Here is a 14,246-nt window from a genome sequence, read left to right on the forward strand (position 1 = left end):
ACCATGAGCGCATTCAACTGAAAACAGGACTGGCTCCGCTTACGCTTCGCCAGTCCTGTTAAGCTCCCCACTACACGAGGGTCTTTTTATTCATGTCTACTAATTCTGGGGCAGTTCAAGATGTCTTCATGGCCACACTGATTCCTACTGAAGGGTGTAATTTTCAGTGTTCATACTGCCACAAAAACCACCCGGCAGCCAGTATGACCCGTGACACACTGGACCAAATTGAAGAGTATATCACTGCACAAGCGCCGCGCTATAAACAGGTCGTGCTTGCATGGTTTGGAGGTGAACCTACTCTTTGCAAAGACACTGTGTTGGAAGTGTCCAATATTGTGCAAAATCTGCAGAAACAGTATGGCTTTCACTATGCTGCCAATATGACCACCAATGGTTATCTGCTGGACGAAAAGCTGTTTCGTCAGTTCTATCAGGCAGGGATCACTAGCTATCAAATTACAATTGATGGTTGGAATCACGACAAGACTCGACCCCATGTATCCGGCAAGGGAACCCTGCAGACCATCATTGACAATCTGGTCTCTCTTTCCAAGTTGCCCCCGGAAGAGTATCCCTTCCATATCACGCTGCGCCACAATATTCTGGCCGACGATGAGGACTACAGTTGGTATGATTATCTGTACCGTCTGTTTGGGCATGACAAACGCTTCGCCGTACTTGTTCGTGCTGTTGGTGACTGGGGCGGCGAAGGCGTCCACAGTCTATCTATCCTTCATCAGGATACAAAAGATGTGTTGGTAGCAAAACATGTTGCATATCTGGATAAGATCGGGATGTCGTGTCATAACCACAGAAACGGAACCCTTGCACAGGTGTGCTACGCTTCCTATCCGCATAGCATGGTATTCCGGGCCAATGGAAAAATTGGCAAATGCACTGTGGCGCTTGACCACCCTCAAAACCAGTTGGGTTGGGTTGATCCCGAAAAAGGTGTTGTGATCGACCCGGAGGTTAACCGCCGGTGGAGCTTTTCTGATCTGAAGCCCGAGTGCCGCAGCTGCCAGAATGTTTTGCGCTGCATGAATATGCGGTGCAAAAAGTCTGAAATCATTGATGGAAAGACAGTCTGCCTTTATAGAAAATCGGAATGTGTGTAATCAATAACTAACACAAAACGATATGTTCATTCCTCATCCCGTGTGCTACAATTTAAACCAGAAAGAACGAAGCACACAATTCCACTGTTGATTAAGACAGATGGAACTATCACAGAAGAGGTGGAAATCATGAAGTATTATCTCAAAAAGTGCTGGCCCACTGTTACAGCGGCCTCCATCTGTATGGTTGTTGCCTATGGTTTGCAGGTCTGCACCAGTCTGGTACAGATTCAGGTTACCCAGGGCCTGCTGGACGGTGATCTGCAGGCTTTCACCATTCGGATCATTCTTCTTCTGCTGACCTGGCTGGCCGTGGTCCTTTGCCTGATTGCAGAGACCTTCTTCCAGGGCCGGGCCGTGCGCCGGATGAACAACGCTCTGCGCCGGGATATGGCAGCGGGCCTACTGCACAAGACCCATCAGGAGTATCATAAGCAGGAGAGCGGCGAGTACCTCTCCCAGTTTACCAACGACGTGAACCAGATTGAGCAGATGGCCTGGACTCCGTTTTTCACCATCATGGGTTCTGCGGCACAGGTGGTGTTCGGCATCGTTGCACTGGCATCCATTCATTGGCTGCTTCTGGTGATTTCTCTGGTCATCGCATTGGTCATGATCTTCGTTCCTCGTCTGTTCAGCAAACGGTTGGGAACCGTTGGCACAGCCTGTGCCGCCAGCCAGGCTGACAGCGTCAGTAAAATCAAGGATCTGCTGGCAGGTTACGATGTGCTTCGCTTCTTTGGCAAGGATGAACGGTTTACCAGCGGAGTCGATGCAGCCAGCGACAGCATGGAGCAGGCCAAGTACAAACTGACCATCAACAAGGACGGCATCGGCTGTGGTCTGGCCTATGTCAGCGCCGTCTGCCAGGTGGCCGTTGTCATCCTGCTGGGTGTCCTGATCCTCAATGATATGATTCCTCTGGCCACCTTTATGGGCACCGGCACCATCTGCGCCGGCGTGTACAATGGACTGAACCAAGTGTCCAAACTTGCAGTGTCCTTCTCAGCCAGCAAGCCCTATTTCGATAAGATTACCGTCCATGCCGGCGAGGCACAGCTTCCTGATTTTGGCCTGCCTACTCTGCAGGAAGGCATTACGGTCAAGGATGTCTCTTTCTGCTACGATGAAAATCAGCCGATTCTGGTTCACATGAACGCGGAATTTAAGAAGGGCGGCAAATACGCTCTCACCGGTCCCTCTGGCTGCGGCAAGAGCACTCTGCTGAAGCTTCTTCTGGGCTGGCTGCCCGGCTACCAGGGCAAGGTCCTTTATGACGAGAGAGATGTGCGGGATTACACGCCCGAGCAGCTCCAGCAGAAAATGAGCTACATCGAGCAGAATGTGTTCCTGTTCAATACCACCATCCGTGAGAACATTACCCTGGGTGAGCACTTTACCGACGAGCAGATGGAAAAGGCTCTGCGTGACAGCGCCCTGGCAGGTGACCTTGTCAATATGCTCCAGGGGCTGGATACGCCGGTGGGCGAAGAAGGCAGCGCCCTTTCGGGCGGCCAGAAACAGCGTGTGGCTATCGCCCGTGCTCTGATCCATAACCGCAGCATCCTGCTTGTGGACGAAGGCACCAGCGCCCTGGACCAGAAGAACGCTGACATCGTGGAGAAGAGTCTGCTGTCCAACCCCGACCTGACCCTGATCCTGATTAGCCATCACCTGAGCGACGAGCGCAAAGCTCAGTTCGATCATGTGTACGAGTTGACGCCCGCATCTTCTATTGTCTGAAACCGGGAGGCAACGCGATAGTCGGAAGAATCCAAAGAAACCGCGCCGAGGTTTCGTGGCACACGACTTTGGGTACAAAGTCTAATGTGTTATACCTTTGTGCAGCAGACGGCAGCTGGGGGGAGCTATCCCGCCCCGCTCCCATGGCGTGAAAGGTGCCCCTGTGGGGCAGCAGAAACGGCAAAGAAAGGCTGACAGTTTGTGCCTAAAAGCACAGGCTGCCAGCCTTTTGCTGTCTGCGGAACAAAGGTATATAAAGCCCCGCCGCGGCGGATTCATTCGTTTTCTTCCGGTTTTCCTTTGGCGTTTTCCCTACTCTTGTGGACGTTGTACTGGTTCTTGCACTGGGGACTGCAAAAGGTAGTGTTGACATGACTGCCCAGAAATGCTTTCTGGCAATTCTTACACAGCCGCAAGGGATGTTCCCCGTCCACCAGCATGAAGCTGAACATCATCTGGATACCCAGCAACAGGGAGTGAAAATCCCAGTAAATGGTGGGCTTATCCAGCAGCTCGATATGGTAGCTGGGGGCAATCCCGCCGAACGCAGCCATGGCTTTTTGGTACAATTCCCGGGTGTCTTGATCCATTAAACGGCAGTCCTGGTAGTACAAGATAGAGGTGGTCAGTGTGAAGGACCAGTCCTTGAACTGCTGGGCGACCCAGTCATAAGGCTCCGCATACTGCCGCTGGAAGCTCATAGTTTTTGCCATGGGTTCATCCATAAAGGTCATGGTCAGGGCAACCATCGTCCGGTCTCCAGAAACCTTCCAGGCGGATTCAATTCCCCGTTTCACCAAGTCCAGCTGGTCAAAGGGATAAAACAAAGCCAGATATCGGTCGGTGCCCATGCATTCCTCTTTAAGGAAATGATTTTTCGGCAGGTAAACCGCCTCATAGTCCATAAAGGCCGGCGTGGTGGGCAGGGCGGTCATCAGCCCCAACAAACCGTACCGGGTGACAAACTCCAGCACTGCCCGCTCCACTTCCGCCGCCGCTCTGCGGCTCATCATCAGCATTCCAACATTCAGGGCGTCCAGCACGATGTCTGGAACCTCTTTAAGCGGGTTATAAACCTCCGGCTTTGCATCTTTGCCGGGGGTGATGTACCGTTTGCCGTCCTTTGCCGTTTTCAGCTCATAGTGATCGTACCGCACCCAATGGGAACGGGATTGCTCAAACAAATTCTTCATTCTGCATTTACTCCCCCTCAACTGTCCCTGTCATCAGGGGCGGTTTTCCTTTTTTGCGGTTCGTCTTATTTTCCCGCCGAATCACAACATCTTTGCCTTGTTCCTCTGCGAGGGCCGAATATTCCTCTATAAATTGGCGTTCCCGCAGGGTCAGGCTTTTGCCTCGTTCTCTTTTATCATATAAATAGCCAAACATCTGACGCTGTAAGTTCTTATGAATGGTTTTCCGCAGTTTCCGGATGTTGCGGTCAGACTGTTCACGGGCTAAGGCAAGCTGGGTGGCACTCCACAGCCGCAGGGATAAAAAGTACAGAACTTCCTTGTGATCCTCGCTCAGGTCCTTGATCATGCGAGAGATAAATGGATCGGCGGTCAGCTGGTGCATCTCATAAGGGCAGTTAAATAGGATATCCAGAAAGTTTCCGGCCATCATCTGCCGGTACGCCGTGTCATTCATCCACCTGGGGATAAGCTTGGGTTCTGAAACAGCCTGATAATCCAGCGGCAAGTCTCCCCGAAGGTGTTCGTAACTCCGTTCCCGGCGCTCCCGGTTCTGGTCCAGTTTGTCCCACTCTTTTATCACCACAGAAAAGTCCGCCTCAGTCCGGGCAGCTTCCTCCAGACGCCGAACCGCCTCCGCCCGGATTTCCCGTTTCAGCCGCTTTTCACTGGTCGGCGCGGCTTCTTCCTCCTCCGTCTCCAGCTCTACTTCATCATGGAGGGGGTGCTCGTCATGCTCCAGGGCGCTTTCCAGCTCGATCTGACGTTCCGCCGCCGCATCTCGTTCCAGCGTCTCATTCGTCAAACTGATGCTGGATTCATCGTCCCATCTGTCGTCCTGAAATCCTCTCGCATACCGATTTACCACGCCTCCACCTCACTCCAAAAAATTTTTTGATAATTTTTAAAAAATAGTTCCGTTTTGCACCCCGAATTTCTCCTATTAATGAAAGGGTAGTTCCGAATCGGGTTACAGCCCATAACCGGGTTACATTTCATGGAACTTTTTCTGATTATACATTGAAGGCCCTCCCGGGCTCAAGAAGAAAAAGTCGAAAGGAGAAGTCAGGCTTTATTTTTTCGCAGAAGGAGGTATGGAACGAAATGTTACGCACCCAATTCACTCGTCAGGGACTCAGGTGTGCCCCGAAACGAGGCACACCTCTATCCATGGCGAAGTACTGTATCCCTGCCCACAAGATGCCAGATTAGCGAGGTATAAATGAATCTTTTTAAAATCGTAAAGGAATCCGTCACTGTCAAGCAGGCCGCAGCTCTGTACGGCCTGCCCGTTACGTCCACCTGGATGGTCCGCTGTCCTTTCCACGAGGACCATACTCCCAGCATGAAGCTGAATGACACCTATTATTACTGCTTCGGCTGCGGAGCCACCGGCGATGTCATCGACCTTACCGCCCAGTTGTTTGGCCTCAGCAGCTTCCAGGCGGCCCGGAAGTTGGCCCAGGACTTCGGCCTCAGCCCGGACAAGCCCCCATCTGGTGCAGTCGCTCTGCCCAAGCCGCCCTCTCTCCCTTCGGATGCCCAGCAAGAGGAAATCTTCTACTGTCTCCGAGTCCTACACGACTATCGCTATCTGCTGATTCGGTGGCAGACAGAGTTCGCTCCCCTATCCACGGAGGAGCCGCTAGACGATCGCTTTGTGGAGGCTCTGCATATCCCGCCTCGTATCTTCAAGGAGATGACCCATCTCACCCAGCAGCGCCAAAAGCTGGACCAGCTGCTGACCGGCATCGGCCCCTTGAACAGCAAGAAGCGGGCCGCCGAGATTTCCGAACTGCTGGACGGCTATATCCCAGCCGTGGAGAAAATGCGGACTCAGCTCAAAAAGTACAGTACGGCCTTTACCAGCACCAAGGCCGAGAATGAGAAGCTCAAGAAGAAAAACAAAAAGCTCTCGGAGTCCCTGGAGGAAGCAAACTACGAGAGCGTGCTGAAGAAGTTGGAGGATGCCAAGCTCCAGCGGGAGTATCAGGAGGCTCTCGCCGTATTGGAGCGAATTCCGCCGGAAGTCTTGGAAGAATACGCGAAGCCCAAAGCCTCCCGCCGCACCGCAGAACTTTGAATCAAAAAGGAGAAATGCCATGAAGAATGTTTGTAAGAACGATCATTTTAACACTGAAGCCTTGCAAAGCGCCGCAAATCCCGGTACAATGGAATTGGTCACCCAAAACAATGCCGTCAAGTCTCCAATCTCTGACCTGAAACAGCCCGAGTCGAAAGCTTGCGTGTACACGGTGAAGGAGGTCGCACAGATGCTGGCCATCAGCCAGCGTGCCGCCTACAACCTGTGCAACAGCACCACCGAGTTCCGTGTCCTGCGGGCAGGCGGAAGCATCCGCATTCCCAAGGACAGCTTCGACGCCTGGCTGTTCCGGGCCGCTTGATCAAGGAGGCACAGTATGGCATATATCACGAAACGCGGCAGTTCTTACAGTGTCCGCTACACCTATCAGGACGAGCACGGCAAGAGCTGCGACAAATGGGAAAGCTTTCCCACCAAAGAGGAGGCGGTGAAACGCCAGAAGCAGATCGAGCATGAGCTGGCGACCGGCAATTTCCTGATCCCGTCCACGGTGACGGTGGCAGAGTTCCTGATGAACTGGCTGCCCAAACAATGCACCAAGCACAAGTGGGCTCCCAAAACCTACCAGTCCAACCTGTCCACCATCCAGAATCTCATCCTCCCCTATATCGGCAGCTTTGAGATGCAGAAGCTGAAGCCCTATCACCTGGAGAATCTGTATAGTACCCTGAGCAAAACGCCCTGTGGGCAGTATATTGAGGGCAAAAAGCAGAAGCTCACCCCCAAGCAGAAACAGCGTCTGCTGTCCGGCACCACCATCCATGAGGTTCATCGTCTGCTTCACACCGCGTTCCTCTATGCGGTGGAATGGGGAATCCTTCTGAAAAGCCCCGTTCCTCTGGAAGGCCCCAAAAAGACCACCCAGGAACGAGGCATCTGGACAGTGGAAGAAATGCGAGCGGCCCTGGCCAGCATGGAGGATCCCATCCTCCACCTGGCAGTCCACCTGACCCTGGTGGGTGCGCTGCGGGAAGGGGAGGTTGCCGGACTCACCCCGGAGGACATCGATTTTGACGCCGCCGGTGGGGTCGGCACGTTCTCGGTCAACAAATCCATGCAGCGCATCCAGAAAAACGCCTTGCTTCAGGTGGATGGCAGCTGTATCATCAAGGAGTTTCCCGATAAACTGGAAGGCAGCAAAACTTCTCTCATCCTGAAAAGCACCAAAACCCAGTCCTCCTGCCGGAATATCTTTCTGACCACCGCTCTCCGGGAGGAACTGAAACACTGGCTGGATAGGCTGAAAGCAGATGAGGCCCGCGCCCCGGACCGCTACCACGACAGCGGAATGCTGCTTCGCCTGCCCAATGGTCAGGCCGTGGAGCCCGTTCTGATCCGCAAGAAGTTTCTCAAATGGCAGGACGCTCACCCGGAGTTCCCCCGCATCGTCTTCCACGGGCTGCGGCATTCCAGCGCCACCTACCAGCTGATGATCTCGGGCGGCGATATCAAATCTGTGCAGGGAACAACCGGCCACGCCAGTGCGGATCTTCTGGTCAACACTTACGCCCATATCCAGCAGTCTTCCCGCATGGAGCTGGGCAAAAAGTTTGAAAATTCTTTCTACGCCAAACCAGAAGCCAGCGCCCAAACTCCGCCTGTCCAGGGGAACACAGCGCTCTCCATGGCCGCGCTTTTGGAGCTCCTGAAAGATGCAGACCCTGAAACGAAGGCACAGCTTCGCCTTGCACTGTTGACCTAAATGCAAAAAAGGGCACGGATTGCAATGCAATCCCGCGCCCTACATAATTCAACACAGAAAACACGAACCGTGCACCGACCGTGCAAAAACCGTGCAGCTGTGTTGCAAAAAACAAAAAAGCCATGAAATCTTTCGATCTCACGGCGTTTCTTGGTGCGATGGAAGGGACTCGAACCCCCGGCCTACTGATTCGTAGTCAGTCACTCTATCCAGCTGAGCTACCAACGCATGTGTTCCGTTCGGAACGAAACATATTCTACCATCAGTTCGGCCATTTGTCAATGGGTTTTTGAAAAATATTTTAAAAAATTTTTAGACCCCTCCGGCCTCGCTGGCCAGACGGCGGGCAATGGCTCGTCCGGTGGGGGTGGCGGCCAGGCCGCCGGCGCCGGTTTCCCGCAGATCCGGGGACAGCTGCAGGCCCACGCGGCCCATGGCGTCGATGACTTCGTCGCAGGGAATGGCGCTGTCAATCCCCGACAGGGCCATATTGGCGCAGGCCACGGCATTCACCGCGCCCACCACGTTCCGCTTGACGCAGGGCACCTCCACCAGGCCGGCCACCGGGTCGCAGACCAGGCCCAGCAGGTTGCCCAGGGCCATGGCGGCAGCGGAGGCGCAGGATGCGGGGGTGCCGCCTTTCAAATAGCACAGGGCAGCGGCGGCCATGGCGCTGGCCGCGCCCACCTCGGCCTGACAGCCGCCCTCTGCGCCCGCCAGGGTGGCCCGGGCGGCAATCACCTGCCCAAAGCCCGCCGCCACATACAGGGCGTCACAGATGGTGTCGTCGTCCGCCTCCCCCATCCGGGCCAGAGGCAGCAGCACCGCCGGCAGAACGCCGCAGCTGCCCGCCGTGGGGGCCGCCACAATCCGCTTCATGCAGGCGTTGCACTCGGCGGTCTTTAAAGCTTCCGCCGTCACCGCCGACAGGTATTCCCCGCCCAGCAGCTGGCCGGCTGCGGCCGCCCGCTCCACTTTGGCGGCGTCGCCGCCCACCAGGCCGCTGCGGCTGCGGCGGTCGGGGTCATAGTCCCGGCTGGTGGCCTGCATCACCTGCCACAGCCGCCGCATCTCGGCCCGGCTGTCCGCCTCGGTGAGGCGGCTCTCGGCCAGGTCGCTGCGCAGCACCGCTTGGGCCAGGCTGCACCCCTGTTCATGGGCATAGGTCAACATCTCGGCACAGGATAAAAAGGACATCTTCTTCCCTCTCTTTTTTCGTCGTTACGGGGTGTCATCCACATTCAGGCAGGTGACCTTGTGGATGCCGGACACCGCCCCCAGCTGGGGCTCCAGGTCCGCCGGAATATGGCTGTCGCATTCCAGCACCATCACCGCCTCGCCGCCCGGCGCAGAGCGGAACACCTGCATGGATGCGATATTGATTCGCCGGGCCGCCAGAGCCCGGGTCACCTCGGCAATGCAGCCGGGTGTGTCTTCGTTGTGGATAATCAAGGTGTTGGCGTCGCCCCCAAAGTCGGCGCTGACGCCGTCAATGGAGGTCACCCGAATCCGTCCGCCTCCCACCGAGGCCGCCGTCAGGCTCAGCTTCCGGCGCTTGCCTTCCAGGGTCAGGACGGCGGTGTTGGGATGGGCTGCTCGCAGCTCCACCGAATGAATCACGAATTCCATCCCGGCCTCCTCGGCCAGGGCGAAACTGTCGGGCAGGCGGGGGTCGTCCGGCTTCATATCCAGCAGGCCCGCCACAATGGCACGGTCGGTGCCGTGGCCCCGGCCGGTGGTGGCAAAACTGCCGTACAGGCCGATATCAGCGCGCAGGGGCGCTTCACCCAGAAGCTGGCGCGCCGTGCGGCCGATCCGGGCCGCGCCGGCCGTATGGCTGGAGGATGGGCCGATCATCACCGGGCCCAGTACGTCAAATAGGCGCATCGTTGCAAAACCTTGCCTTTCGTTGTGGGTTTGGCGCGCTCACCCGGGGGCTGCGCGCAGAAAATTACAATTTTATTATACCGCTTTTGCGTTATATGTGCTATAATAATTTTAAATTGACTATACTGCGCCCGTAGGGGGCTGCACGGAGGGTAAGATCGACTATGAAATTGGTAAGTGTAGAAACGCCTGAAAAGAACGTCTGCAAGATGACCTTCAGCGCCTCAGCCGCCGAGCTGGAGGAGGCCGCCGAGGCCGTATATCAGCGCACACGGGACACCTTTACGATCAAGGGCTTTGCCAAGGGCCAGGCCGACCGCGCCCAGATCGAGGCGGACCGGGGCGAACACATCTTCTGGTACGACGCCATCAACGACCTGATGGACCGTGACGTCCCCGGCCTGTACGAAAAGGCTCTGGCCGACGGCAACCTGCGCCCGGTGGACGAGCCCAGCTACGACCTGGTCAGCGTCAAGAAAGAGGACGGCTTTGTGGCCACCGCCACCGTCGCCCTGCAGCCCGAGCTGAATCTGACCAAGACCTCCGGCTTTGAGGTCACCTGCACCATCCCCGCCACCTCCGACAAGGAGGTCAACGGGGTCATCGAGCGCCGCCGCGCCGGCTTTGCCGAGCTGGTCCCCCACAAGGGTCCCGCCGTCAAGGGCAACATCGTCCACATGGACTACACCGGCTACCTGAACGGCGAGCCCTTCCCCAACGGCAGCGCCCAGAACCAGGCCATCGAGCTGGGCCGCGGCCGGATGATTCCCGGCTTTGAGGAGGGTGTCATCGGCCACCAGGCCGGGGACGAATTCGACCTGAAGGTCACCTTCCCCGCCAACTACCACGCCAAAGACCTGGCCGGCCAGGAAGCCACCTTCAAGATCAAGGTCCACGACGTCTGCATCCGCCAGCTGCCCGCCCTGAACAGCGATTTCGCCAAGAAGGCCGGCAAGGTGGACACCATGGAGGCATACCGCGCCCAGGTTCACGACCAGCTGGCCGCCCGCAAGCGCACCTCCGCCCTGAACCACGCCCGCAACCAGGTCCTGATGCTGCTGGCCGACGCATCCGAAGGCGAGCTGCCCGAGATTCTGGTGGAGAACGCCTACCACAACGAGATGCAGAGCTTCCAGCAGCAGCTGCAGATGCAACGGATGAGCCTGGACAAGTACCTGGGCCAGATTCACCAGACCCGGGACGAGTTCAAGGCCACCGTCCGCAAGGTGGCTGAGAAGAACACCCGCGCCCGGATGGCTCTGCTCCAGATTGCCGACACCGAGAAGCTGGTTCCCACCGACGCCGAGCTGGACGCCCAGCTGGCCCAGCGCGCCGAGATGGCCAAAAAGACCCTGGAAGAGGTCAAGTCCAAGACCGACATGCGGGCTCTGCGCCGCAATGAGTCCATCCGCCGGGCTGCCGACTGGGTGATTGAGCACTCCACCATCACCGAGAAGCAGGCCTGAGCCTGAAATTCACCCCATTCGACCTTTCCCCCGTCCTTTCCGGACGGGGGTTTTTGTTTCCGGGGCGGGACCTGTCAACTCCGCCAAAAGCGGGGCGATATTTTCTCACCGGGTTTATGGGTTTTGTGACCCAAACACATTGACGGGGTGTTTCGGCTCCGTTATAATGAGGATAAAATATCAAATATTTGACAGGTGTCCCGGACCCATGCCAAAGGAGGGCAAAACCATGGAACTGTATCAGGTGACCCAGATGAGCGAGGCCGACTACGGCTGCGAAGAACTGCCGGAAGGTGCGCCGGTTCTCTGTGCGGTGACTCTGGCCGATTCCCAGGGCCAGACCCGGACGCTGGAGCTGCCCGACGCCGCTCTGACGGCCGCCGGCATTCAGGAGGGTGACACCGTCCTCCGCACCGAAACCGGGCTGGAAAAGGTCCGTCCCATCCGCACCAGTGCCCTCATTGGGCTGGGCGCTCTGGGCATCCTGTTCGGGCGGAAGATGCCGGGGGTCCAGGTGATTGCAGGGCCGGAGCGGGCCGCCCGCTACGCCGCCGAGCCGGTTCTGTGCAACGGCCAGCCCTGTCATTTCAACTACTGCGCCCCTGCCGACGGGCAGCCGGTGGACCTGATTCTGGTGACCGTCAAGGCCACCGCTCTGGAGGACGCCATCCGGGACATGGCCGCCTTTGTGGGCCCCCACACCGTGATTTTGAGCCTGCTGAACGGCATCACCAGCGAGGAGCGGATCGAAGCCGCCTACCCCGGCCACACTCTGTGGAGCGTGGCCATCGGGATGGACGCCAACCGCAAGGGCCGCCAGCTGGTGTTCCAGGCGCCGGGCCGGATTCAGTTCGGCGAAAAGGACGGTTCCATCACCCCGCGGGTGGCGGCGGTGGCCCAGTATCTGGACCGCTGCGGCATTGTGGGCGAACCCTGCACCGACATCCTCTACAAGCAGTGGCACAAACTGATGATCAACGACGGCCTGAACCAGGCCTCGGCAGCCTTTGGGATGACCTACGGCGGCCTGGCCCAGGACGGCCCCGAGCGGGCCAAAATGCTGGAAGCCATGCAGGAAGTCATCCGTCTGGCCAACGCGGAGGGCGTTCCCCTGCCCCCGGACGACGACGTCCAGTGGCTGGCGGGGGCCATCCCCACCTTCAAGCCGGACAACAAGCCCAGCATGGGCCAGGACGTGGCCGCCCATCGTCCCACCGAGGTGGAGGAGTTCGCCGGCGTGGTCCGGCGGCTGTCGGCCAAGCACGGCCTGCCCACCCCCGCCAACGACTTTTTCTATGAGCGCATCCGGGCCATTGAGGCCAGCTGGAGCGATCCCCAGCAACAAGCCTGATCCGGGCCCTGTGCCCGGCCCATCCACCATGAACCCTATACAAGAAAGGAGCCTGTTTCCATGAAGCACCATCTGTCCACCATTGTTCTGTCCGCACTGGCTGTTGTGGCTGTCGGCGGACTGACGGTCCTGCGCACCAACCTTGTGGCGGACGCCGCCTGGCGGAGCACCGCCACCCTGGTAACCAAGAATTATCCGGTGAGCACCGGCTTTACCGACATTTCCATCACTGAATATTACGCCGACGTGGAGCTGCGGGCTTCCCGTGACGGCACCGTCAGCGTCACCACCCGGGACGCCGAGGACGTCACCCACACCGTCACCGTCAAAAACGGTACCCTGAGCATTTCCCGCCCCGAGCCCACCGTCGGGGAGCGGTGGTTCCACGACGATGACGACGACCCCAAGGTCGTGGTCTATCTGCCCGCCGGGGATTACGGCGCTCTGACCGTCAACACCACCAGCGGCGATGTGGAGAGCGCCAGCCAGCTGAATTTCTCGGCAGCCAGCCTGACCACCGTCAGCGGCGACATCGACCTGATGGGCTCGGTGACCGGCGCTGTGAACTGCACCTCCACCAGCGGCGACATTGAACTGCGCAGCCCGGCGCTGGGTGCGGTCAAAACCAACACCACCAGCGGTGATACTGAAATCACCGGCGCCCTGATCCAGAGCCTGAAGGCCGAGACGGTGAGCGGCGATGTGGATCTGGAGCGGACCACCGCCTCCGGCGCCATCGAGATCAACACCACCAGCGGCGACGTGGATATGGAATCGGTGGACGCCGCCAGCCTGAACATCCTCACCACCAGCGGCGAGGTGGAGGGTTCTCTCCTGTCGGGCAAGAACTTCTCGGCTTCCAGCACCAGCGGCCGGGTGAATGTCCCTGCATCCACCCCCAACGCCGGCGCCTGCACCGTCTCCACCACCAGCGGCAGCATCCGGCTGACCGTCCGTCCGTAACGCCTGTTCTGCCCGGCCCCCGCAGGGCCGGGCTTTTTGGATGAACCCCCATGGAGGAGCTATGAAAACGGTTTACTTCACACGCCACGGCCAGACGGTCTGGAACGTGGAAAACAAAATCTGCGGCGTCACCGACAGCCCCCTCACCGATCTGGGCCGTCAGCAGGCCCGGGCCCTGGGGCGGCAGCTGGCCGCCGACAGCCACGGCATCACCCGGATTCTCTGTTCGCCCTTGAGCCGGGCCCGGGAGACCGCCGAGATTGTGGCCGCCAGCACCGGCCTGCCCCTGACGGTGGAACCCCGCCTGCGGGAACAGGCTTTCGGCCGGTATGAGGGCACCCCACGGAACGACGCAGCCTTTGCGCTGGCCAAGCTCCACTTTGCCGACCGGTTCGAGGGCGGCGAGAGTATGTTCCAGCTGGCGGCCCGCATTTACAGCCTGCTGGACGATCTGTCCCAGCAGGACGGCACCGCCCTGCTGGTGGCCCACAACGGCATCGCCCGGATGGTTCACTCCTACTTCAACGAGATGACCAATGAGGAATTCGCCCTGTTCGGGATCGGCAACTGCGCTTTGATCGGCTACGATTTCCCCGAATCCAAACCCTATTGATTCCCCGGGCTGTCCACTGGGTACCATACACTCTAGCCGCTCTTTATGACGCGGCAGGGAGTTGCAGACTATGCCGCGCTCACCCAGGTCCGGGCTGTGCCCG

Annotated in this window: 13 protein-coding genes and 1 tRNA gene; 9 read left to right on the forward strand and 5 right to left on the reverse strand. The window is 58.2% G+C overall.

Annotated elements, in window-relative coordinates; genetic code table 11:
• Nucleotides 1-128: 128 nt before the first annotated feature.
• Together B5G28_RS05585 and B5G28_RS05590 are read left to right on the forward strand one after the other, a co-directional pair.
• A complete protein-coding gene (locus tag B5G28_RS05585; RefSeq protein WP_158099584.1) occupies nt 129-1,121 on the forward strand; it encodes a radical SAM protein in 993 nt (330 codons plus the stop codon).
• A gap of 129 nt (nt 1,122-1,250) precedes the next feature.
• Nucleotides 1,251-2,864 carry an ABC transporter ATP-binding protein gene (locus tag B5G28_RS05590; RefSeq protein ID WP_087246741.1) on the forward strand — a complete coding sequence of 538 codons (1,614 nt, stop codon included), beginning with the start codon at nt 1,251-1,253 and terminating at the stop codon, nt 2,862-2,864.
• A gap of 275 nt (nt 2,865-3,139) precedes the next feature.
• Here B5G28_RS05590 and B5G28_RS05595 read toward each other — a convergent pair whose 3' ends face one another.
• Nucleotides 3,140-4,057, reverse strand: a complete 918-nt coding sequence (locus B5G28_RS05595; RefSeq protein WP_087246742.1) for a hypothetical protein — start codon at nt 4,055-4,057, stop codon at nt 3,140-3,142.
• A gap of 7 nt (nt 4,058-4,064) precedes the next feature.
• Nucleotides 4,065-4,925, reverse strand: a complete 861-nt coding sequence (locus tag B5G28_RS05600) for a sigma-70 family RNA polymerase sigma factor (protein ID WP_343215544.1) — start codon at nt 4,923-4,925, stop codon at nt 4,065-4,067.
• 354 nt (nt 4,926-5,279) lie between these two features.
• Here B5G28_RS05600 and B5G28_RS05605 point away from each other — a divergent pair, with 354 nt between their 5' ends.
• Genes B5G28_RS05605 through B5G28_RS05615 form a run of 3 tightly spaced genes read left to right on the forward strand, consistent with a single transcriptional unit; the run spans nt 5,280 to nt 7,863 of the window.
• Nucleotides 5,280-6,140, forward strand: coding sequence for a CHC2 zinc finger domain-containing protein (locus tag B5G28_RS05605; RefSeq protein WP_087246743.1), 861 nt, complete (start codon nt 5,280-5,282; stop codon nt 6,138-6,140).
• Nucleotides 6,141-6,159: 19 nt separating this feature from the next.
• A complete protein-coding gene (locus tag B5G28_RS05610; protein WP_087246744.1) occupies nt 6,160-6,462 on the forward strand; it encodes a helix-turn-helix domain-containing protein in 303 nt (100 codons plus the stop codon).
• Nucleotides 6,463-6,477: 15 nt separating this feature from the next.
• Nucleotides 6,478-7,863, forward strand: coding sequence for a site-specific integrase (locus B5G28_RS05615; RefSeq protein ID WP_087246745.1), 1,386 nt, complete (start codon nt 6,478-6,480; stop codon nt 7,861-7,863).
• 151 nt (nt 7,864-8,014) lie between these two features.
• Here B5G28_RS05615 and B5G28_RS05620 read toward each other — a convergent pair.
• The 3 genes from B5G28_RS05620 to sdaAB all read right to left on the reverse strand — a co-directional run bounded on the left by B5G28_RS05620 (nt 8,015) and on the right by sdaAB (nt 9,750).
• Nucleotides 8,015-8,091: transfer RNA gene (locus B5G28_RS05620), tRNA-Arg, on the reverse strand.
• 84 nt (nt 8,092-8,175) lie between these two features.
• Nucleotides 8,176-9,060, reverse strand: coding sequence for an L-serine ammonia-lyase, iron-sulfur-dependent, subunit alpha (gene sdaAA, locus B5G28_RS05625; protein ID WP_087246746.1), 885 nt, complete (start codon nt 9,058-9,060; stop codon nt 8,176-8,178).
• Between the two features lie 24 nt (nt 9,061-9,084).
• The gene (sdaAB, locus tag B5G28_RS05630; RefSeq protein ID WP_087246747.1) at nt 9,085-9,750 is read right to left on the reverse strand and encodes an L-serine ammonia-lyase, iron-sulfur-dependent subunit beta; all 666 of its coding nucleotides are present in this window, start codon (nt 9,748-9,750) and stop codon (nt 9,085-9,087) included.
• A 164-nt stretch (nt 9,751-9,914) separates the two neighbouring features.
• Here sdaAB and tig point away from each other — a divergent pair, with 164 nt between their 5' ends.
• From tig to B5G28_RS05650, 4 genes are all read left to right on the forward strand, one after another.
• A complete protein-coding gene (gene tig / locus B5G28_RS05635; RefSeq protein WP_087246748.1) occupies nt 9,915-11,216 on the forward strand; it encodes a trigger factor in 1,302 nt (433 codons plus the stop codon).
• A 229-nt stretch (nt 11,217-11,445) separates the two neighbouring features.
• Nucleotides 11,446-12,567 (forward strand): 2-dehydropantoate 2-reductase, encoded by a 1,122-nt coding sequence (locus tag B5G28_RS05640; RefSeq protein WP_158099585.1) that lies wholly within the window; start codon nt 11,446-11,448, stop codon nt 12,565-12,567.
• Between the two features lie 60 nt (nt 12,568-12,627).
• Entirely contained in the window at nt 12,628-13,530 is a 903-nt protein-coding gene (locus tag B5G28_RS05645; RefSeq protein ID WP_087246750.1) for a DUF4097 family beta strand repeat-containing protein, read from the forward strand.
• 61 nt (nt 13,531-13,591) lie between these two features.
• Nucleotides 13,592-14,143, forward strand: a complete 552-nt coding sequence (locus B5G28_RS05650; RefSeq protein WP_087246751.1) for a histidine phosphatase family protein — start codon at nt 13,592-13,594, stop codon at nt 14,141-14,143.
• Nucleotides 14,144-14,246: the final 103 nt, after the last annotated feature.

Source organism: Faecalibacterium sp. An77 (assembly GCF_002161315.1).
Lineage (GTDB): Bacteria > Bacillota > Clostridia > Oscillospirales > Ruminococcaceae > Faecalibacterium.

What these genes read in the sequence shown, in the direction of transcription:
- B5G28_RS05585 (WP_158099584.1), top strand. Translation starts at nt 129, where the DNA reads ATGGCCACACTGATTCCTACTGAAGGGTGTAATTTTCAGTGTTCATAC.
- B5G28_RS05590 (WP_087246741.1), top strand. Translation starts at nt 1,251, where the DNA reads ATGAAGTATTATCTCAAAAAGTGCTGGCCCACTGTTACAGCGGCCTCC.
- B5G28_RS05595 (WP_087246742.1), bottom strand. Translation starts at nt 4,057, where the DNA reads ATGAAGAATTTGTTTGAGCAATCCCGTTCCCATTGGGTGCGGTACGAT.
- B5G28_RS05605 (WP_087246743.1), top strand. Translation starts at nt 5,280, where the DNA reads ATGAATCTTTTTAAAATCGTAAAGGAATCCGTCACTGTCAAGCAGGCC.
- B5G28_RS05610 (WP_087246744.1), top strand. Translation starts at nt 6,160, where the DNA reads ATGAAGAATGTTTGTAAGAACGATCATTTTAACACTGAAGCCTTGCAA.
- B5G28_RS05615 (WP_087246745.1), top strand. Translation starts at nt 6,478, where the DNA reads ATGGCATATATCACGAAACGCGGCAGTTCTTACAGTGTCCGCTACACC.
- sdaAA (WP_087246746.1), bottom strand. Translation starts at nt 9,060, where the DNA reads ATGTCCTTTTTATCCTGTGCCGAGATGTTGACCTATGCCCATGAACAG.
- sdaAB (WP_087246747.1), bottom strand. Translation starts at nt 9,750, where the DNA reads ATGCGCCTATTTGACGTACTGGGCCCGGTGATGATCGGCCCATCCTCC.
- tig (WP_087246748.1), top strand. Translation starts at nt 9,915, where the DNA reads ATGAAATTGGTAAGTGTAGAAACGCCTGAAAAGAACGTCTGCAAGATG.
- B5G28_RS05640 (WP_158099585.1), top strand. Translation starts at nt 11,446, where the DNA reads ATGGAACTGTATCAGGTGACCCAGATGAGCGAGGCCGACTACGGCTGC.
- B5G28_RS05645 (WP_087246750.1), top strand. Translation starts at nt 12,628, where the DNA reads ATGAAGCACCATCTGTCCACCATTGTTCTGTCCGCACTGGCTGTTGTG.
- B5G28_RS05650 (WP_087246751.1), top strand. Translation starts at nt 13,592, where the DNA reads ATGAAAACGGTTTACTTCACACGCCACGGCCAGACGGTCTGGAACGTG.